The organism is Pseudenterobacter timonensis (assembly GCF_900021175.1).
Classification (GTDB): domain Bacteria; phylum Pseudomonadota; class Gammaproteobacteria; order Enterobacterales; family Enterobacteriaceae; genus Enterobacter; species Enterobacter timonensis.
Genome location: NZ_FCOP01000010.1, coordinates 400,470 through 420,709 on the forward strand (window position 1 = coordinate 400,470; position 20,240 = coordinate 420,709).

Genomic DNA, 20,240 nt, shown 5'->3' on the forward strand with positions numbered 1-20,240 from the left:
GGGGCTAAACGTCATCAGTTATAATAGACACATACAAAGGGGGCATTATGGATACTTTTTTATACGTGCTTTTGGGTTGGATTGTGCTGCTTTATGTGGCGAATAAATTGCGCTCCAGACGTAAACCCAAAACAGTAAAAATCATGGTTAAACGTAACGGAAATTATCAGGAAGTGGATGCAATCCTGCTCGCACCGTCCATAAAAATGACCGAAAAGGATAATGAAAGCAATTATGAGTTCTCTCTTAAAAGTTCCGGGGGAGATCCATACACCATGCAAAATTATAATGAACCATGGGCCATTGCTTTGCGAGAATTGGATAATTCAAAAGATTTAATTAAATAAGGCCAGCTTTATATCTGAATATTTATGCAGGTCGTCAGTAATAATTTCACTCTTAGAAAGGAGGTTTAAATGGCAAGTGCAGGCTATACCAGGACCATTTACCGGTCTGAAGAGGTGGTACCTTTCCGACGTCCTGAAGGGGATCTGGACAGCCGATATATGCCGCAGGTCTATGCCCTGGTCCGTAACTGGGCGAGTAATCCTGCGGAGTATGGTGAAGGTGTTCTGGCAACATACCGACAGCCGGTAGTAAACCTGGGTTATCAGGTAAAAGGGACGCGTATTGTTTTATGTCTGGTGCCAATAGAAAGCGAACCCGATGATGTTGTCATGACAGAAACCACGTTATGGCCGTCACTCACGATTGGGGAAGTCATGCGAACGTTACAGGAGGCATGGCAAAATATTCCTGTTTTGAATCCCTGAAAAGCCCCGCGTAAGCAGGGCTTTTTTTCACTTCACCTTAAGAAACATGGTATGCCAGATATACCTGATAAATTTCAGAGCCCGATAAGTCACACTCTGCGCAAAGGGCATGGGTTTTTTATATTTGGTCGTGACGTGATGGATATGATGCAGATCGGTGTAGAGACCTGGCGACTTCCGCTTTGATTTAAGCTCAGCATGAATATGACGAACGCATTCTGGATGGATCACATTCATACCCCGTCTTTCCTTTACCTTATGTATAAACTCATCAGTTCCCATACATAACCAGTCAGGTTTCTCCCCCTTAAATTTACAGGGGCCGTTAATGATTACGACGTTAATACACTGAATATCGGCGGCTTTCAAAGTTTCCTGAATGGCTTTGATATGACCGTAATTCTGCCTGAAAGGGTTCTGTAGCCTTAGGCTTCTTACGTGAGTCCACTTACGCCAGTGGCTATCTTCCAGAGTCCCGTAAAGTGCCCCGACGTAATCTTTTTGCTCAATGACATATAACCCGTGGGAAGCGATGAGCACATGGTCAATTTGGGTTGTACCTCTTTTATGAACCGGTAATGTCAGGTCGCTCAGCAACCCTTCTGCGTCGTCAGGCAGGCCAGCTTTAATTTTCTTCACTGTACGCCCTTCATTGATAGCCGAGGACTGTAAATCAAGCAGACAGTAAAGCACTATGAGGATCAGCAACATAATGCCTGTAACGACAACTCGCCAGAGGGTCAGAAGGGTATCCATGTTATCTCACTGAGGGGTATCGGCGGCAGCCAGCTTAAGGCGGGCGGCGACACCGCTCTTGTCGCAGCGAACGACATTGTGCTGGGCGGCGCGGCCAGCACGCAGCAGACGACAGGAAAGAACAGCAGCAGCGGTGGCGGTGCAGGCGTCAGCATTGGCGGCGGCAAGAGCGGTTACGGCATCGGCGTGTTTGCGAATGTGAATGCTTCGAAAGGCAGTGAAAAGGGTGACGGTACGGCCTGGACTGAAACCACGCTCGACAGCGGCGGGACGGTCTCCATGACCAGCGGTCGGGACGCCATTCTGAACGGCGCGCAGGTGAGTGGCGATAAAATCGTTGCGGATATAGGGCACGACCTGTGGATGAGCAGCCAGCAGGACAGCAACGATTATAAATCGACGCAGAGCAGTACGGCGGCAGGCGGCAGCTTCTCGTTCGGCAGCATGACGGGGTCCGGCTACATCAGCGCCAGCCAGGACAAAATGAAGAGCACGTATGACTCGGTGCAGGAGCAGACAGGGCTCTTCGCGGGCGACGGTGGTTTTGATGTGACGGTAGGACGCCACACGCAGCTTGACGGTGCGGTGATTGCCTCGACTGCGACGGCGGGCAAAAACAGTCTCGATACGGGCACGCTGGGCTTCCGGGATATCCACAACGAGGCGGATTACAAAGTCAGCCACAGCGGCGCCAGCCTCAGCGGTGGCGGTGACTTTGGCGGTGATGCATTCAGGGGCAACCTGCCGGGCGGCGTGGTATCGGCAGCGGGCAGCAGCGGTCATGCGGAAGGCACGACGCAGGCGGCGGTGGGCGAGGGTAACATCACCATCCGTGATGCCGCGAACCAGCAGCAGGATGTGACCAGCCTGAGCCGGGACACAGCACACGCAAACGACAGCATCAGCCCGATATTTGACAAGGAGAAGGAGCAGCAGCGGCTTGCGCAGGTGAGCGCCATCAGCGATATCGGCGGACAGGTGGCAGACATCGCCAGAACGCAGGGCGAGCTGAATGCGCTGGAGGAGGCGCGTAAGGCGCACCCTGACCTGACAGTTGAGCAGCTGAAAGAGACACAGACGTACCGGGATGAGCAGGCGAAGTTTGGTACGGGCAGCACCATTCAGCGTGGCATTCAGGCGGCAACGGCAGCGCTTCAGGGGCTGGCAGGCGGAGATATCGCCGGTGCGCTGGCAGGAGCCTCGGCACCGGAACTGGCGCATCTGCTGAAACCGACGGAGGATAATCCGGCGATCAACACCATTGCGCACGCGATACTGGGCGGCGCGGTGGCGGCGCTGCAGGGGAACAGTGCAGCGGCGGGTGCGGCCGGAGCGGCTACGGGGGAACTGGCTGCGCGTGCAATCATGGCGGCGATGTATCCGGGCAAAGCGGTGAGTGACCTGAGCGAGGAGCAGAAGCAGACGGTCAGCACGCTGGCGACGATATCGGCAGGGATGGCTGGCGGACTGGCGGGAGACAGTACGGGGTCAGCGGCTGCCGGGGGGCAGGCCGGGAAGAATGCGGTTGAGAATAACTATCTGAGCGTGTCGGAGAAGACGGCGCTCGAGATAGCGAAACAAAAACTCAACAGTAACGACCCGGCTGAACGCGAAAAAGCACAGCAGACTATCAATGATCTACGTGAAAAAGATATAGCTAGTGATAAGAAAGTTATTGATGCCTGCAGTAACGGTGCGGCAGGGAGTGCGGCCTGTGCGAGTGCGCGGCTGGAGGTCATAGCGGCTAAAGATGAATATGAAACAGGGCCGTATAACTCGAAGGTTAGCCAGCAATACGCAGATGCTTACGGGCAGATAGTGAACCTGCTGAATATCACCAGTGTTGATACTCAGAATCAACAGCAGGTGAAGGATGCTATGGTAAACTATGCCATGGTGCAGTTTGGTGTCGATAAGGTGACGGCGGAGAACTATGTCGAAACCTATGACGGGATGAAGACGGTGGCGGCATCAATGACGCCTTTGTTGGGGGCCGCCGCCGTCAGTAAGATCGATTCCATTGTGGCTAATTATTCAAAAGCCAATCAGTTATCGACAGGAACCGTTTTCGACTCAATCAAGGCAACACAGCCAGTGCATCCAGGATCTGTAATTCCTCAATCATTTGAAATGTCTTTACCAAATGGACAAAAAATATGGGTGCATGGTAATGCTACAGAACATATGGCTGAATATGCGGCATCAAAAGCTGTGATACATACGCCTGAAGCAGTGCGTCTTGCCAGTCAAGAGGAATTGCGTAGTTTTCAAGCTGCTGTGAACACGGCAACTAAAACTAATATGCCATATGGAGAACGAATTACGGTTGATGGCTGGCAGCTAGAAATTAAGCCGCCTCGTATTGATGGAGAATTGCCGACAATAATTCATGCACGTTATTTAGGGTCTCATTAAATGGATATAGAAATTACTAATCCTGTAAATATTAAGCTGGACGTTATTGAGCTTGATGAGCATGTTCCTTCCTTAAAGTTTAACGTCTCAATTTCAGTTGAGAAGTTTGGTTATAAGGCTGAGGTTAATGCTCACTACTGGATAGAGTGTCAGTGCTTTGACCAGTTTGTTAGCTATATGAACTGTGGTGAACTTGCCATCCTCAAGGATATGAACGACGGTTTTGAGTTAGTTTTGAATCCAGTCGCTGGTGAGCTGAATTGGTCATGTATGAAGGAAGATATCAATGGTGGTATCTCCCTATCAAAAGGAAGTGAAAAGCTTGATGATGCTGCCAGGCAATCGATATTACGTGCTTTTAACGATTATCCTAAATGGTGGTAGCTATTGCAGAGATCCCGGCCACTGAGCAGGGATCTTTTTACCTATCAGCGTTTAATCCTACTCTTCATGTAGCCACTAATGCTGGAGGCCGGTATCGTTCAGCGCCCCCGGAAACTCCTTAATCCACTGGTTCATCTTCTTCTTGTTGAAGTGGGCGACGCTTAAACCCTCGGCGCAGCCCCATAGTTTGCGGCTGTTCTGGGTGGTGATGACAATGCAGTCGGGCATCACGCGGATCTTGATCGGCATCCCGTCAGTAAACCCGGCCTGTGAGATCCACTTGCCCTTGTAAATAGACCCGTTTTAGTTCCAGGCATTTTTTGAGATCCCGGCCAAATGATTGTGTTGCCGATATTCCTCCGGCGTCATATTGTTCAGTGATTCATGAGGGCGTTCACAGTTATATTCTGACACCCATCTTTCCGTGATTTCCCGCACTTCATTCAGCGTTCTGAACAGATAAAAATCGAGTATTTCTGTACGATATGTCCTGTTAAAACGCTCAATAAAAGCGTTCTGTGTCGGCTTACCCGGCTGGATAAACTCCAGCTTTACTGCATGTTTCTCTGCCCATTCAGCCAGTGCCAGCGAGATAAATTCCGGTCCATTATCCATGCGTAGCATGAGCGGATAGCCGCGATTTGCCGCGATCCTGTCGAGCACACGGACCACTCGCGGAGCTGGCAGATTCAGATCTATTTCAATCGACAACGCCTCACGGTTAAAGTCATCAACGACATTGAACGTGCGAAAACGACGGCCACAGACCAGGGCATCATGCATAAAATCGACAGACCAACTCTGGTTCAGCGCTTCCGGTGTGGCCAGTGGCGAGGGATTACGCACCGGCAGCCGTTGTTTACCCTTACGGCGAAAATTCAGCTTCAGCAAACAATAAATACGATGGATCCTTTTGTGATTCCACGCGTATCCCTGCCGCCGCAGAACCTGGAAAAGTTTTGGAAAACCGTATCGTGGGTATCGTTCAGCTGCCGCCTGCAATGCGGTAATAACGGGTTCATCACGCGTGGTATCCGGACGGTAATGATAAACCGTTCTGCTCAGATTGAGACTCCGACAGGCCTGACGGATACTGAGTCCGAATGCCGTTATCAGATGAGTGACCAGCTCACGCTTAAAGGCTGGTTTTAAAGCTTTTTTTCGATAACGTCTTTCAGCGCCCGGTTCTCAAGGCTCAGGTCGGCAAACATTTGTTTGAGGCGTCGGTTCTCGTCCTCAAGCTCCTTGATCTTTTTAATATCAGAAGCTTCCATACCGCCGTATTTAGACTTCCAGTTGTAGTAAGTCGCTTCAGAGATACCGGCCTCCCGGCAGACATCCTTAACCGTTCGTCCGGCTTCAACCGACTTAATCACGGCGATGATCTGATGCTCAGTAAAACGGGCTTTACGCATAGCGATCTCCTTTGTTGGCAGATTGATTATGCCGGAGGATCTCTAAATGTGAATGGCACGATTATGCGGGATACTTACACCCTGGAGCGGGATGTAGTTGTGTTGTGCGCGATCGTAAAACTCGCAGCGGGTAAAGGCTGCGGAATTTTTCTTTCCATTTTCCTCTAACTCATCGTTTGAAAAGTTGGTGCGTTGGTATGTATTGGCTAAGTCATGCGACACTTTTGCAACACAACGGAAGAAAATAGTTAGTTTTATAAGGATTGGTGATGGATAGGTTTTTGATAATAAAGAGAAAATTTGGTGGCCCCTGCTGGACTTGAACCAGCGACCAAGCGATTATGAGTCGCCTGCTCTAACCACTGAGCTAAGGGGCCGTGGCGGTGAATTATAAAGTAACTCCCCGCCGCAATCCAGACATTCAAACCTGCCTGCTGTTTTTATAAACAATTCATAATCAATCCCTTATACTTCTATTACGATCTATCGATGGGAGGAAACATGATTAAGGATATTCTTGCGCCGGGCCTGCGGGTGGTGTTCTGCGGGATCAATCCGGGTAAATCATCGGCACACACGGGATTTCACTTTGCCCATCCGGGTAACCGCTTCTGGAAGGTCATCTATCAGGCGGGTTTTACCGATCGACTGCTAAAGCCGGAAGAGGAGCAGCATCTGCTCGATACGCGCTGCGGGATCACTATGCTGGTGGAGCGGCCTACGGTACAGGCAAGCGAGATTGATCTGCATGAGCTGCGCAGCGGCGGGCGGGAGCTGATTAAGAAGATAGAGGATTATCAGCCAGATGCGCTGGCGGTGCTGGGTAAGAAAGCCTACGAGCAGGCGTTCAGCCAGCGTGGAGTGCACTGGGGAAAGCAAAAAATCACCATTGGCGCGACCCAGGTCTGGGTGCTGCCTAACCCAAGCGGGCTTAACCGGGCCACCATGGATAAGCTGGTAGAGGCCTATCGGGAGCTGGATGAGGCGCTTATGGTTCGGGGCCGCTAGGAGAAGGCTCCTTGCACTTAAACCGCAGTCGGAAGATAGAGATAAAAAAAGCTCCCGGTTGGGAGCTTTTTTAATGGCAGGAGCGATTAATCGTCCAGGAAGCTACGCAGCACTTCAGAGCGGCTCGGGTGACGCAGCTTGCGCAGCGCCTTCGCTTCGATCTGACGGATACGTTCGCGGGTAACGTCGAACTGTTTACCCACTTCTTCCAGCGTGTGGTCGGTGTTCATATCAATACCGAAACGCATACGCAGCACTTTCGCTTCACGGGCGGTCAGGCCAGCCAGCACGTCGTGGGTCGCGGCACGCAGGCTCTCGGTAGTGGCAGAGTCCAGCGGCAGCTCGAGGGTGGTATCCTCGATGAAATCCCCCAGATGCGAATCTTCGTCGTCGCCGATCGGCGTCTCCATGGAGATAGGCTCTTTGGCGATTTTCAGCACCTTACGGATCTTGTCTTCCGGCATCAGCATGCGCTCGGCCAGCTCTTCCGGCGTCGGCTCGCGACCCATCTCCTGCAGCATCTGGCGGGAGATACGGTTGAGCTTGTTGATGGTCTCAATCATATGCACCGGAATACGGATGGTGCGCGCCTGGTCTGCGATGGAGCGGGTGATCGCCTGACGGATCCACCAGGTTGCATAGGTGGAGAACTTGTAACCACGACGGTATTCAAACTTATCCACCGCCTTCATCAGACCGATGTTACCTTCCTGAATCAGATCCAGGAACTGCAGGCCGCGGTTGGTGTACTTCTTAGCGATAGAGATAACCAGACGCAGGTTCGCTTCAACCATCTCTTTCTTCGCACGGCGCGCTTTCGCTTCGCCGATAGACATGCGACGGTTGATATCTTTTACCTGCTCGATGGTCAGGCCGGTCTCTTCTTCAATCTGCTGCAGCTTTTGCAGGCTGCGGTGCACATCTTCAGAGACGTCGTGCAGTTTTTCCGACCACGGCTTGTTCATAGCGATCGCCGCGTTGAACCAGGTCTCGCTGGTTTCGTTGCCGGTGAAGAGGGTGATGAAGTTCTTCTTCGGCATTTTGCACTGCTCAACGCACAGCTTCATGATGATGCGTTCCTGGGTGCGCACGCGATCCATCATGACGCGCATGCTGTTTACCAGGTAGTCGAACTGTTTTGGCACCAGACGGAACTGCTTAAACACCTCAGAGAGCTTCAGGATCTCTTCCTGTGCGGCGGCGTGGCTGCGGCCTTTCGCTTTGATGATGTCGCGGGTGACAATGTACTGCGCGCGCAGTTCAGCGAACTTCTCGCGGGCCAGTTCAGGGTCGATGCTGTTATCATCGTCGCTGCTGTCGTCATCGCCATCTTCGTCATCTTCATCTTCGTCATCGTCCATCTCTTCCTGAGAGAGTTCGGAACCGACGTGAGTGGCGGTGGGGGCCAGATCTTCTTCCGCGTTCGGGTCAACAAAACCGGTGATCAGATCGGAAAGACGCGCCTCTTCCGCTTCGACGCGATCGTACTGCTCCAGCAGATAGGTGATCGCTTCCGGGTATTCGGCGACGGAGCACTGAACCTGGTTGATCCCATCTTCGATGCGTTTTGCGATGTCGATTTCGCCTTCGCGGGTCAACAGTTCAACGGTGCCCATTTCACGCATGTACATGCGAACCGGGTCAGTGGTACGCCCGATTTCAGATTCAACGCTGGAGAGAACCTGTGCGGCAGCTTCTTCCGCATCTTCATCAGTGTTGTTGGAGGTTTCAGCCAGCAACAGATCATCGGCATCCGGTGCTTCTTCCATCACCTGAATGCCCATGTCATTGATCATTTGGATGATATCTTCGATCTGATCGGAATCGACGATATCTTCCGGCAGATGGTCATTGACCTCGGCATAGGTCAGATAGCCTTGCTCCTTACCGCGTTGGACAAGAAGTTTCAGCTGTGACTGCGGGTTTTGCTCCATAAGACGGTATCCACACTTATTTCGTTTGATTGGTGTCGGCGGTGCTGCTGCCAACCTTTAAAGCGAGGGCGTACTTTTATTCTTGCCGCTGCCTCTCAGTGCGGCTTCCGGGGGCTTCCCGAACGATACTCGGCACTTAAGCCGTTAAATTGGTCATCTTTCAGGTTGTCTCTGCGTTAGCGGCGTTATCGAATCCTGGTCATGTACTTATCCACGCCCCGGGGATCCGTCTCTTGCTGCTCTGATACAACCTGAATGATTTTTTCGTTTATTTCTTCGCCAGCTCCTGATTGATCATCCAGAGCTCCCGGCGCTCTTCGCTGCTTAAACCGTGGGTGCGCTCGCGAGCAATTAACTCTTCCTGGCGCAGCTCAAGCATCGAATCAAACATATGGTTAAGCGAGTCGGTGAAGGTTTTTTCAGCAATCTCTTTATCTGCTATATCGTCCCACATCGACAGTTTTTCAAGGGTTGCAGCCTCTTTTGTGCCGCGATAATGCTCTAACAGTTGCCCGGTGGTCAGACCTGGCTGTGACAAACAAGTGTTGACCAGTTCTGCAAATAAGCCAAGTCCAGGCAGCTTTTCGTAATTCAAACCGGCCAGGGAGGGTACCTGCGGCGCCAGCTCCGGGTTTTGAATCAGCAGTCCTATCAGTATACGCATGGTCGTGCGTTTTAGCTGTGGCGCGGGGCGAGCCGCACCGGCATCGGTCTGTTTTGGCATTAACCGTTCAAGCTGGCTGTCATCCAGAATCCCCAGCTTGTTACCCAACTCCTGACGCAAATAGATGCGCAGCGTCTCCCCTGGCACCTGGCTTATTAACGGCAGCGCCAGGGTACTGAGCTGCGCGCGACCATCCGGCGTACTCAAATCGACCTGCGGCAGCAGGCTGTTAAACAGAAACGTGGAGAGCGGCTGAGCCTGCTCCATCCGCGCTTCAAACGCCGCTTTGCCCTCTTTGCGCACCAGCGTATCCGGGTCCTCGCCGTCGGGCAGGAACATAAAGCGTAGCTGACGCCCGTCGGTCATATAGGGCAGCGCCGTCTCCAGCGCGCGCCAGGCGGCATCCCGTCCGGCGCGATCCCCGTCATAACAACAAATGACATTGTTGGTGACGCGAAACAGCAGCTGAATATGATCGGCGGTCGTCGAGGTACCCAGCGAGGCGACAGCATAGTTAATGCCATATTGCGCCAGCGCGACCACGTCCATATACCCTTCGACAACCAGTAAGCGCGGGGGTTCAGCGTTATCCTGCTGCGCTTCATAAAGGCCGTAAAGCTGGCGGCCCTTATGGAAAATATCGGTTTCCGGGGAGTTGAGGTACTTCGGCAGGGCGTCGCCCAGCACGCGACCACCAAAACCGATCACCCGGCCTCGCTTGTCGCGAATGGGGAACATCACCCGTTCGCGGAAGCGGTCATAGCTTCTTCCCTGGTCATTGGTGACCAGCATGCCCGCATCGATCAGCGACTGACGATTTTCGCTATTGCCGCCAAAACGCTTTAAGACGTTATCCCAGCCGGGAGGGGCATAACCAATGGCGAAACGGGCAATCACGTCGTCGCTCAGTCCACGCTGGGTCAGATAGCGACGCGCAGGCTCTGCGGAAGCCTGATTCAGGGACTGTTGGTAAAACGCGTTCAGGCCATCCATCAGCTGATAGAGATTTTGCCGCTGATGGCGCTCTATCTGGGTAGGCCCGCTGCCTGCTTCATAGGGCACGTCGAGGTTGTGCATGGCCGCCAGCTCCTCGACGGTTTCAACGAACTCGAGCTTGTCGTAGTTCATCAAAAAGTCGATGGCGTTGCCGTGCGCGCCGCAGCCGAAGCAGTGGTAAAACTGTTTTTCACCGTTTACGGTGAAAGAGGGGGTTTTTTCGTTATGGAACGGACAGCAGGCGTGATAGTTCTTGCCCTGCTTTTTGAGCTTTACCCGCGCGTCGATAAGATCGACGATATCGGTCCTCGCAAGCAGATCATTGATGAATACACGTGGGATTCGTCCAGCCATAGGCCCCGTCGTTACACTTTTTTCAAACTGTCTCTGCGTTCGTTCACCCCTGCCACTTACTCAGGTAAGCTGGGGGCACCACGCATCTGCCGCGTGACCCGGCCTGCAGCCTCACCCCTTCGGGGAGAGCGCTTGCGCTGTTCAAAACGCTGACGCATTTTGTGATTCAGTATGAATGATTCGTGTAAATGCTGATTCATAAACGAAAACAAGCCGCGCATTCCTTCCGGAAGCACGGCCTTACGACTACTACTTCTGTCTGTTAACTGAGGACGTCGGTCCTCAATAGATTAGTACAGACGAGTACGGCGTGCGTTTTCGCGAGCCAGTTTCTTCGCGTGACGTTTCACTGCAGAAGCTTTAGCGCGCTTACGTTCGGTAGTCGGTTTTTCATAGAACTCACGACGACGAACTTCCGCCAGAACACCTGCTTTTTCGCAGGAACGCTTGAAGCGACGCAGAGCTACGTCGAACGGCTCGTTTTCACGTACTTTAATTACCGGCATGTGCCTCTCACCTTTGATTAAATCGGTTTGCCGCTGGCATCAACGCCAGCTTATTTCAAAATGGTGCGGAATTTTACTGCAATTGCTGCTGCTTTGTAAAGCACCGCGGCCGCTTTTGAAAGGGACTTTTATAAGGGTGAGGAGTATACACGAGCGGAACTCCAGGGGCGAACAAAGTTTTACATCAACCCGCATTGGTCCTACACTGCGCGGTATTAAAGCGAGGTAAAACAAGTCATGCGTGTACTGGGAATTGAAACATCCTGCGATGAAACCGGCATCGCCATTTACGACGACGAAAAAGGGCTGTTAGCTAACCAGCTGTACAGCCAGATAAAACTGCACGCCGACTACGGCGGCGTCGTACCGGAACTGGCTTCCCGCGACCATGTGCGTAAAACGGTTCCGCTTATCCAGGCGGCGCTGAAAGAGGCGGGTCTCACGGCGCAAGAGATCGATGCGGTGGCCTATACCGCCGGCCCTGGGCTGGTAGGGGCTCTGCTGGTCGGGGCGACGGTAGGCCGCGCGCTGGCGTTCGCGTGGGATGTGCCGGCTATCCCGGTTCACCATATGGAAGGGCATCTGCTGGCGCCGATGCTGGAGGAGAATCCGCCGGAATTTCCTTTCGTGGCGCTGCTGGTCTCCGGCGGTCATACGCAGCTCATAAGCGTCACCGGCATTGGCGAGTACGAACTGTTGGGCGAATCCATTGATGATGCCGCGGGCGAAGCGTTTGATAAAACTGCCAAGCTGCTGGGGCTCGATTATCCCGGCGGGCCGATGCTCTCTAAGCTTGCTTCGCAGGGAACGGAAGGGCGTTTTCACTTTCCGCGCCCGATGACCGATCGTCCAGGGCTCGATTTTAGCTTCTCCGGCCTGAAAACGTTCGCGGCCAATACCATTCGTAATAATGACGACAGCGACCAGACCCGCGCCGATATCGCTCGCGCCTTTGAGGATGCGGTGGTCGATACGCTGATGATCAAGTGCAAACGCGCACTGGATCAGACCGGCTTTAAGCGTCTGGTGATGGCGGGCGGCGTGAGCGCTAACCGTACGCTGCGGGCGAAGCTTGCTGAGATGATGCAAAAGCGTCGCGGCGAAGTCTTTTACGCTCGCCCGGAGTTTTGTACCGATAATGGCGCGATGATCGCCTATGCGGGCATGGTGCGTCTGAAGGCTGACGCCACGGCGGATCTGAGCGTTTCCGTGCGTCCACGCTGGCCGCTGGCGGAGCTGCCTGCCGCCTGACCCGCCTCCCCGGAGGGCATTCCCGCCTTCCGGGGCATATTTTCCGTTTATTTCTTAACTACAAATCATATTCAGTAAAATTAAATAATCCGCAGCTTACCCTCAATAACGGTTATTTTTTTAAGATATTTTTATTCGCCCCGCTCCTTGCTCCTGCCCAGATTAATTGTTTTCAATAAAGCCCCCAGACCAGAATTGTTCTTTTTCGGAAATCAGACTTTCTTAATGGGCAGGGCGGATTTTAAAACACTCCGTATAGCGAATGATAAAATATGTCATGAAGGAACGTTGGCTAAATGAAAAAAAGTCTACTCTCGTTATTAATCTGTGCCACAGTATCGTGTTCGGCTTATGCCGAAACGTTAACTCACGTGGAATATGCGCATGACGGCATAACCTACGATGCTATTGTAGTAAAACTTAAGCCTGTCAAACCATTATTGAAATCCACCGGCGGCACGACGGCGAATACGCTCACGCTCAGCGAGCCGTCGCTGGTGCCTTCCACGATGTTCCGCCCAACCCTGCTTCGCGGCTCAGAGGCCAGCGAAATGGCACAGCTCAACACCCGTTATGGTTTCGACCGTTACTTGCGTATTACGCTGCCGGAAGGCCGAAGCCAGGATAAAGATTATATTAACCAGGTGATTGCGGAGATTGAACAAAAGCCAAATGTTGAGACGGTCTATCCCGAATCATTACCGGTATCGCTGGAAGAATATCGCCATTCTGATAGCTTCGCTCCGCCAAAGCTAAAATCCACTATTAACCAAAATCTTGGGGCAGCCGCCGTACCCGATTTTCGTCATCTGCAGGACTATTTAAAATCGCCGACCGAAAAACGACAGGGGTATTTCCTTGGCGGTGTGAATCGCGACAGCGTCAATCAATATGCGGGGAATGACGGCGCGGGCGTCACTATAGTTTCCGAAGAAAACTGCGCGTGGAACCCTGCTCATATTAACCTGCCGCCGATCGCGTTCAGCCAGGGAAATAAGCAATGGCAGAGTTGCGGTAATCATGACTCTGCTTCGGTAGGGATCATGGCCGCCCGGGATATTGGCGCAGGCGTTAAAGGGCTGGCCTGGAACACGCGGGTGGGTTTTGCCTCCTGGCAGGTCAATAATCTGTACAACACGATTCCGCTGCTAAAAGCGGGTGACGTGTTACAGATGGGCATGCAGACCGGCGGCGGGGAAGTGACGGGCTGTAAAAGCGAATGTTATATGCCGCAGGAATCGGCGCAAGCTTATTATGATCTTATCAAGGCGCTGACTGACAAAGGAGTGTATGTCATCGAGGCGGCAGGTAACGGCAATATTAACCTCGATAACCCGGTCTTTAACGGTAAGTTCGATGTAAACGTCCGTGATTCCGGCGCAATTCTCGCCGGAGCCGCCTGCGCGAAAGAGGGCAAAAGGGCATATTTCAGCACCTATGGCTCGCGTGTTACCAGCGCCTCATGGGGCTGCTGGGATGTCGTCAGCACCGGTTACGGCGATCTCTGGCAAAACGGCGTGAACAATTATACCAATACCTTTGCAGGCACTTCGTCGGCGAACCCCATCATTGCCGGAGTTGTGGCGAGCCTGTCGGGTATTGCCAAAGCCAACGGCATTACCGTGACGCCGCTACAGATGCGCCAGATTTTGCAGGAGACCGGTACGCCGCTGGCAGGTAATGAATCCGCGAAGATCGGCACCCAGCCGGATATGGAGCGGGCAGTGGCGAAAATCATGGCGCTGAAGGACGGCGATTCAACGGCGCCAGCGCCCACGGCGGAGGCTGGTGCGGATAAATCTATGGTCTCTTCTGCCAATAGCGTTACCACCTGGCCGCTGGATGGCAGCAAGAGCCTGAACGTGAAATCCTTTAGCTGGCGCATCAGTAAAGGGGGCGATAAGTTTGGCCTGCAGGCGAAACAGAATGGCGCGCTGGTGGAAAGCGTTGAGGCGCCGCAGGCCTGGGCGGTAATTCCGGCCAATGCCGAAGGGGATGTCACGTATACGCTGACCACTACCGGAGCGGACGGGCGTACCGCGCAGGACAGCGTGACCCTTCACGTCAGTAAGCCGAACGCACCCGCGACGGATGTTCCCGCCTATAGCGCAAGAACCGTCTATTCGAAAAACTGCACCAAAGTCGCTTACGGCGGCAAGATCTGGCAAAACCAGTGGTATGTCAACTCAGGACAGGAAACGCCGGGGACCGGCGGTCAGTGGGGAGCGTGGCGTGAAGTGGGCGCCTCAAACAACAGCTGTCGATAATCTCAGGCCTGGCGCAACGCCAGGCTTTTTTATGACTTCTTCTTTTTACGCAGCTTCGTCCAGATCTTCGTCTCCTGCCGACGCCACAGACGCTGAATATTATCGTGATGGCGCAGAAGAATGAGGCAGGAGAGCATCGACACCGGAAAGGTGAATTGGGGCTTAAACCACCAGACGTAAAATGGCGCGATAAGCGCGCTCACGATCGCGCCAAGCGAAGAGTAGCCGCTCAGCAGAACCGTTAACAGCCAGGTGCCCGCCATCACGCCGGTTAAATCCCAGCCGATGGGCGCAATCGCGCCAAACGCGGTGGCAACCCCTTTGCCGCCTTTAAAATTAAAAAAGACCGGCCAGATATGGCCGAGGCAGGCGGCAATAGCGATTAAACCCAGCCAGAACGGGGTGACGCCTAGCGCCCACGCGCCCCAGACGGGCAACATTCCTTTCAGCACGTCAAAAATCAGAACCGCTACGGCTGCTCCTTTGCCGCCAATTCGTAGTACATTGGTCGCCCCCGGATTGCCGGAACCACTTTCGCGTGGGTCAGGTAACCTGGCCAGTCGGCAGACCAGAATGGCGCTGGAGATTGAGCCGCAAAGGTAGGCGAGGAGAATCATTCCAGGCGCGATTGCACTCATAACGCTGTTCCGTTTTGAAAATGTATCTGTATTCTCTGCATCTGTGGATAATACGCATAATTCGCCGGAAGTGGTATCCGGTTTAGCCAAAAAGCAGGCAGGGCGTGATGGACATAGTATTTATAGAGCAACTTTCGGTAATCACCACAATTGGTGTTTACGACTGGGAACAGACCATTGAACAGAAGCTGGTGTTCGATATCGAAATGGGCTGGGATAATCGCGCGGCGGCCAAAAGCGACGACGTGAATGATTGCCTGAGCTATGCCGATGTCAGCGAAGCGGTGGTCAGCCATGTTGAAGGCCAGCGGTTTGCCCTGGTGGAACGCGTGGCGGAAGAGGTGGCGGAACTGCTGCTTAGCCGCTTTAACTCACCCTGGGTGCGCATCAAGGTAAGCAAGCCGGGAGCCGTGGCGCGAGCGGCTAACGTGGGCGTGGTTATCGAGCGTAGCCAAAATCTTAAAGGGAACATTTAACGTCATCATAATTAAACCATTTCCTGATATATCGGTCTTAAAGCTGTATCTTTCGCGGTTGCCGGGGGGCATACCGTTTTTTTATGTCTTTTTAGGGGTTTATTAGATGAGCGATATACACTCGCTGCTGGTCGCGGCCATATTGGGTGTGGTCGAAGGATTGACGGAATTTTTACCCGTTTCCAGTACTGGCCACATGATCATTGTGGGACATCTGCTGGGCTTTGAAGGCGAAACGGCGAAAACCTTTGAAGTGGTAATTCAGCTGGGTTCGATCCTGGCCGTAGTGGTGATGTTCTGGCGTCGCCTGTTTGGCCTGATCGGCATCCATTTTGGCCGTCCGCTGCAGCGCGAAGGGGAAGGAAAAGGGCGCCTGACGCTGATTCATATCCTGCTTGGCATGATCCCGGCGGTGGTGCTGGGGCTGATTTTCCACGATACCATCAAATCGCTCTTTAACCCGATCAACGTGATGTATGCGCTGGTGGTGGGCGGCCTGCTGCTGATCGCCGCCGAGTGCCTGAAGCCGAAGGAGCCGCGCGCGCCGGGGCTAGACGATATGACTTACCGTCAGGCCTTTATGATTGGCTGCTTCCAGTGTCTGGCGCTCTGGCCGGGCTTTTCCCGTTCGGGCGCGACCATCTCCGGCGGGATGCTGATGGGCGTAAGCCGTTACGCCGCCTCCGAGTTCTCTTTCCTGCTGGCGGTGCCGATGATGATGGGCGCTACTGCGCTGGATCTCTATAAAAGCATCGGCTTTCTGACCACCGGGGATATTCCGATGTTTGCGGTGGGTTTTGTCACCGCCTTTATCGTCGCGCTGATCGCCATCAAAACCTTCCTGCATCTGATCAAGCGTATCTCGTTTATCCCGTTCGCCATCTACCGCTTTATTGTTGCGGCGGCGGTCTATCTGGTCTTTTATTGACCGACAGCCCTCAGCCTTTCGGCTGGGGGCAACGCCTCTCCTTCCACTCCGCTACCGCCTGAACCCTGCGTCGGGTCAGCTCTTCGCGGATTTCCGGCCCCTTAAAGCCCGCGTCGACCACCGCTTTAGTCGGCACCGCTCTGGCGATTTCCCACGCCTCGCGCAGCAAACGTCCCTGCGGATAGTCGCTGGCCTCAAAGCCGGTGCGCCCGCGCACGTCCGCTTCGCTGGTCAGCGCGATCTGCCCGACGCGCTGGGGTTTGCGCCAGGCGTCGATATTATCGAACAGCCGAACAATGGTCGCCGGTTTCAGGATGGGGAAGGTGTGGATCAGATCGTGGAACTCCGCCACCAGCTTCGCCAGATCGCGAATGTCGTTCGGCACGCGCAGCCGCTGGCAGACCTGCTCCACCAGTTTTACCCCCGCCGGACCGTGTCCGTGGTGGCGCGGCCAGAGCGCTTTCGGCGTCAGCCCTTTGCCGAGATCGTGGCATAGCGTGGCGAAACGCACATCTACCTCCGGGCTCAGCATGGCCGCCATACCGAGCGTCATCAGCGTATGAACGCCGGTGTCGATCTCCGGGTGCCACTTTTCCGGGGCGGGGACGCCGAACAGCGCATCCACCTCCGGGAAGAGAACCTTTAGCGCGCCGCAGTCGCGCAGCGTCTGAAAGTAGACCTGCGGGTTACGGGTGGACAGCGCGTTTTCCGTCTCCTTCCAGACCCGCTCCGGCGTGAGATGTTCCAGCTCGCCCGCGCGGGTCATGTCACGCATCAGCGCCATGGTCTCATCGGCGATGCGAAAGCTCAGGTGCGCGTAGCGGGCGGCAAAACGCGCCACGCGCAGCACGCGCAGCGGATCTTCAGAAAAGGCGGGGGAGATGTGGCGTAGCAGGCGGTTTTGCAGATCCTGCCGGCCGCCGTAAGGATCGACAATCTCCCCGGCATCGTCCTGCGCCAGCGCGTTAATGGTGAGATCGCGACGCAGCAGATCCTGCTCCAGGGTAACGTCCGGCGCGCTGTAACAGGTAAAGCCGGTATAACCGGAGCCCGATTTGCGCTCGGTGCGCGCCAGGGCATACTCTTCGTGGCTTTGCGGGTGAAGAAACACGGGAAAATCGCGGCCTACCTGCTGGTAGCCCGCGTCGAGCATTCTCTGGGGCGTGGCGCCAACCACCACCCAGTCCCTGTCTTTGACCGGCAGACCTAACAACGCATCACGAACCGCACCACCGACCAGATAAATCTTCACGCATCTACTCCCTATTCATGTTTCACAGGATGATACGTAAGTCTGGCAGACAAGGCGAATTAGTTCATCCAGCGATCTTTACGTTTGCGGCTGGGGATCATGTGCGGCAGCACCAGACCCAGAAGCAGGCCGAGACCCAGTACGCCGCCGCCATACATAAACCACTGCATGATGATGGTGCGCTGCTTATCGTCAAGCTGCAGGTTTGCGGCGTTCACCTTCTTCTGCGCCACAATCAGCTCGTTTTTCAGCTTCTGGTTCTGCTCTTTCAGGCCGTTGATCACCCCGTCGCTCTGCGACACCTTTTTCTGCATATCGGCGGTACGCTGGTTCCAGGTGGCGTCGATATTGTTCAGCTTGTCGGTAAGGGTTTTCACCTGATTTTCCAGTTCCGGCACGCGGGTGCGCAGGCTGGGTTCGTTGCTCAGCTCTTTCAACGGGATCCAGGCGGTACGCCCGGAGCTGTCGCGAACCTGGCCATAGCTGGTGTTTTCATTGGTTTGTAACAGGGTGACTTCCTCGCCGGCATTAACCGTACCCACGAGGCGATAATTATCTCCGGGGCCGCTGCGTACCCAGGTATTCAGTTCGTCAGAAACGTAACGTTTTTCTTCAGCGTGGACCGCAGTCGCGGCGCTTAAAGCGAGAAAAGTGAGTCCAATCAGGCGTAATTTAGGCATATCAGTCGTTATTTTGATAAAAAGTGGAACGATAGTAGTGGCAACAGTGTCTCCACGCAAAGCATTCGTCAGCAATCGGAATCATCTGTGTCGTCCTGGCACTACTCTGAACTTTTACGCCCGTCAAATTGCTCATTGCGTGGCAATTTGGCGCAAAATACTATCTACTGACAGGTAAATGGCGAGGAAGTTCGCCTTCATTGACGCGGCTGTGACGCAACCATAAGTACAAGGCTATGGCTCAAGAAATCGAATTAAAATTTATCGTTGAAAATGAGAGCGTCGAGGCGTTACGTCACGCGCTCGACACCTTCTCCGGCGAGCACCACGATCCGGTGCAACTGCTCAATATCTACTACGAAACACCCGATAACTGGCTGCGCCGCCACGACCGGGGGCTGCGCATCCGCGGGGCGGACGGGCGCTACGAGATGACGATGAAAATCGGCGGGCGCGTGGTGGGCGGGCTGCATCAGCGCCCGGAATATAATGTGGCGCTCGATAAGCCGGAACTCGATCTGACGCGTCTGCCGGCGGAGGTGTGGCCGGAGGGCGCATTGCCGCAGGGGCTATCGGAAGCCGTTCGCCCGCTCTTCAGCACCGATTTCTGGCGTGAAAAGTGGCTGGTTAACGAAGGCAATAGTCGTGTTGAAATTGCGCTGGATCGCGGCGAAGTGAAGGCCGGCGAGCTGGCGGAACCGATCTGCGAGCTGGAGCTGGAATTGCTGGAGGGCGAGGCGGCCGATCTGCTGAAGCTGGCGCGCAGGCTGGTGAGCCAGTCGGGTTTGCGTCAGGGCAGCCTGAGCAAAGCGGCGCGCGGCTACCATCTGGCTGCTGGCAACGCGCCGCGCGCGATTAAACCTACCCCAGTGCTGCACGTTGCGCCAAAGGCCAGCGTGGAACAGGGGCTGGAAGCCGCTCTGGAGCTGGCCCTGAGCCAGTGGCAATATCACGAAGAGCTATGGTTGCGCGGCCATGAAGAGGCGAAAGCCCCTGTTCTGGCCGCCATCGGTCTGGTGCGCCATACCCTGACCCTGTTTGGCGGCATCGTGCCGAGAAAAGCGAGCGCTCGCTTACGCGATCTTCTGACCCAGACGGAAGCGCTGATGGCGACGGAGGTTTCAGCTCCCACCGCCGTCTACAGCCCGCAAACCGCCGCGGCGAAGCTGGCACTGACCGAGTTTCTGGTTACCCGCGGCTGGCAAAACTTCCTTGATGAGCGGGCGAAGGCCAAAATCGGCGAGTCGTTTAAGCGCTTTGCCGATATTCACCTCTCCCGTCACGCCGCCGAGCTGAAAAAGGAGTTTGCTTATCCGCTGGGCGATCGCTATGCCGATCGGCTTATCCGTCTCAAACGCGACATCGACAGCGTAATGCTGCTGGCAGGCGCCTACGATGGCCCGCAGGCGCGGGCGTGGCTGGAAAACTGGCAGGGTCTGCGTGACGCGATAGAGACGCGCCAGCGTATTGAAATTGAACATTTCCGCAATGAGGCGATCTGCCAGACGCCGTTCTGGCTGCACAGCGGGAAACGTTAACCCGG

General features: G+C 54.4%; 17 protein-coding genes, 1 tRNA gene and 2 pseudogenes. 10 read left to right on the forward strand and 10 right to left on the reverse strand.

Going from position 1 to position 20,240, the window contains the following annotated elements; all coding sequences use genetic code 11:
• Positions 1-47: 47 nt before the first annotated feature.
• Complete coding sequence (locus tag BN3796_RS04365; RefSeq protein WP_061707165.1) at positions 48-347, forward strand: hypothetical protein; 300 nt, start codon at positions 48-50, stop codon at positions 345-347.
• A gap of 69 nt (positions 348-416) precedes the next feature.
• Entirely contained in the window at positions 417-773 is a 357-nt protein-coding gene (locus BN3796_RS04370) for a hypothetical protein (RefSeq protein ID WP_061707166.1), read from the forward strand.
• A gap of 27 nt (positions 774-800) precedes the next feature.
• On the opposite strand, the gene BN3796_RS04375 is transcribed toward BN3796_RS04370, so the two are convergent.
• A complete protein-coding gene (locus BN3796_RS04375; protein ID WP_061707167.1) occupies positions 801-1,529 on the reverse strand; it encodes a nuclease-related domain-containing protein in 729 nt (242 codons plus the stop codon).
• Positions 1,530-1,547: 18 nt separating this feature from the next.
• Between BN3796_RS04375 and BN3796_RS04380 the strand changes: the two are divergent.
• Positions 1,548-3,944, forward strand: a pseudogene (locus BN3796_RS04380) (hemagglutinin repeat-containing protein); the annotation flags it as partial.
• Positions 3,945-4,328, forward strand: coding sequence for a hypothetical protein (locus BN3796_RS04385; RefSeq protein ID WP_061707168.1), 384 nt, complete (start codon positions 3,945-3,947; stop codon positions 4,326-4,328).
• A 75-nt stretch (positions 4,329-4,403) separates the two neighbouring features.
• Here BN3796_RS04385 and BN3796_RS19935 read toward each other — a convergent pair.
• From BN3796_RS19935 to BN3796_RS04405, 3 genes and pseudogenes are all read right to left on the reverse strand, one after another.
• A pseudogene (locus BN3796_RS19935) lies at positions 4,404-4,613 on the reverse strand (SymE family type I addiction module toxin); the annotation flags it as partial.
• Between the two features lie 18 nt (positions 4,614-4,631).
• Positions 4,632-5,743, reverse strand: a protein-coding gene (locus BN3796_RS04390; RefSeq protein WP_148381728.1) for an IS3-like element ISEcl10 family transposase whose coding sequence is annotated in 2 segments (ribosomal slippage) — positions 4,632-5,482 and positions 5,482-5,743 — 1,113 coding nt in all. Because the reading frame shifts where the segments join, the coding sequence is not laid out codon by codon here.
• Between the two features lie 301 nt (positions 5,744-6,044).
• Positions 6,045-6,120, reverse strand: a tRNA-Ile gene (locus BN3796_RS04405).
• Positions 6,121-6,244: 124 nt separating this feature from the next.
• Here BN3796_RS04405 and mug point away from each other — a divergent pair.
• Positions 6,245-6,751 (forward strand): G/U mismatch-specific DNA glycosylase, encoded by a 507-nt coding sequence (gene mug / locus BN3796_RS04410; RefSeq protein ID WP_061707169.1) that lies wholly within the window; start codon positions 6,245-6,247, stop codon positions 6,749-6,751.
• Between the two features lie 86 nt (positions 6,752-6,837).
• Here the strand turns inward: mug and rpoD are convergent, their stop codons facing one another.
• The 3 genes from rpoD to rpsU form a co-directional block, all read right to left on the reverse strand.
• Positions 6,838-8,715: an RNA polymerase sigma factor RpoD gene (gene rpoD, locus BN3796_RS04415; protein ID WP_262360313.1), complete on the reverse strand. Its 1,878-nt coding sequence runs from the start codon at positions 8,713-8,715 to the stop codon at positions 6,838-6,840.
• A gap of 238 nt (positions 8,716-8,953) precedes the next feature.
• Positions 8,954-10,699 (reverse strand): DNA primase, encoded by a 1,746-nt coding sequence (gene dnaG, locus BN3796_RS04420; RefSeq protein WP_061707171.1) that lies wholly within the window; start codon positions 10,697-10,699, stop codon positions 8,954-8,956.
• 290 nt (positions 10,700-10,989) lie between these two features.
• Positions 10,990-11,205 carry a 30S ribosomal protein S21 gene (gene rpsU / locus BN3796_RS04425; protein ID WP_001144069.1) on the reverse strand — a complete coding sequence of 72 codons (216 nt, stop codon included), beginning with the start codon at positions 11,203-11,205 and terminating at the stop codon, positions 10,990-10,992.
• A 237-nt stretch (positions 11,206-11,442) separates the two neighbouring features.
• Here rpsU and tsaD point away from each other — a divergent pair, with 237 nt between their 5' ends.
• Positions 11,443-12,456, forward strand: a complete 1,014-nt coding sequence (tsaD, locus tag BN3796_RS04430) for a tRNA (adenosine(37)-N6)-threonylcarbamoyltransferase complex transferase subunit TsaD (RefSeq protein WP_061707172.1) — start codon at positions 11,443-11,445, stop codon at positions 12,454-12,456.
• A gap of 296 nt (positions 12,457-12,752) precedes the next feature.
• Positions 12,753-14,723, forward strand: coding sequence for a S8 family peptidase (locus BN3796_RS04435; protein WP_061707173.1), 1,971 nt, complete (start codon positions 12,753-12,755; stop codon positions 14,721-14,723).
• Between the two features lie 29 nt (positions 14,724-14,752).
• Here BN3796_RS04435 and plsY read toward each other — a convergent pair whose 3' ends face one another.
• A complete protein-coding gene (gene plsY, locus BN3796_RS04440) occupies positions 14,753-15,361 on the reverse strand; it encodes a glycerol-3-phosphate 1-O-acyltransferase PlsY (RefSeq protein ID WP_061707174.1) in 609 nt (202 codons plus the stop codon).
• Between the two features lie 107 nt (positions 15,362-15,468).
• Here plsY and folB point away from each other — a divergent pair, with 107 nt between their 5' ends.
• Together folB and bacA are read left to right on the forward strand one after the other, a co-directional pair.
• Positions 15,469-15,837: a bifunctional dihydroneopterin aldolase/7,8-dihydroneopterin epimerase gene (gene folB / locus BN3796_RS04445; protein ID WP_061707175.1), complete on the forward strand. Its 369-nt coding sequence runs from the start codon at positions 15,469-15,471 to the stop codon at positions 15,835-15,837.
• 106 nt (positions 15,838-15,943) lie between these two features.
• Complete coding sequence (gene bacA, locus BN3796_RS04450) at positions 15,944-16,765, forward strand: undecaprenyl-diphosphate phosphatase (protein WP_061707176.1); 822 nt, start codon at positions 15,944-15,946, stop codon at positions 16,763-16,765.
• A 10-nt stretch (positions 16,766-16,775) separates the two neighbouring features.
• Here the strand turns inward: bacA and BN3796_RS04455 are convergent, their stop codons facing one another.
• Together BN3796_RS04455 and BN3796_RS04460 are read right to left on the reverse strand one after the other, a co-directional pair.
• A complete protein-coding gene (locus BN3796_RS04455; RefSeq protein WP_061707177.1) occupies positions 16,776-18,017 on the reverse strand; it encodes a multifunctional CCA addition/repair protein in 1,242 nt (413 codons plus the stop codon).
• Positions 18,018-18,076: 59 nt separating this feature from the next.
• On the reverse strand, positions 18,077-18,697 hold the full coding sequence (locus tag BN3796_RS04460) for a TIGR04211 family SH3 domain-containing protein (RefSeq protein WP_061707178.1): 621 nt from the start codon (positions 18,695-18,697) through the stop codon (positions 18,077-18,079).
• Positions 18,698-18,933: 236 nt separating this feature from the next.
• Here BN3796_RS04460 and BN3796_RS04465 point away from each other — a divergent pair, with 236 nt between their 5' ends.
• Positions 18,934-20,235: a CYTH domain-containing protein gene (locus tag BN3796_RS04465; RefSeq protein ID WP_061707179.1), complete on the forward strand. Its 1,302-nt coding sequence runs from the start codon at positions 18,934-18,936 to the stop codon at positions 20,233-20,235.
• The last annotated feature ends 5 nt before the right edge of the window (positions 20,236-20,240 follow it).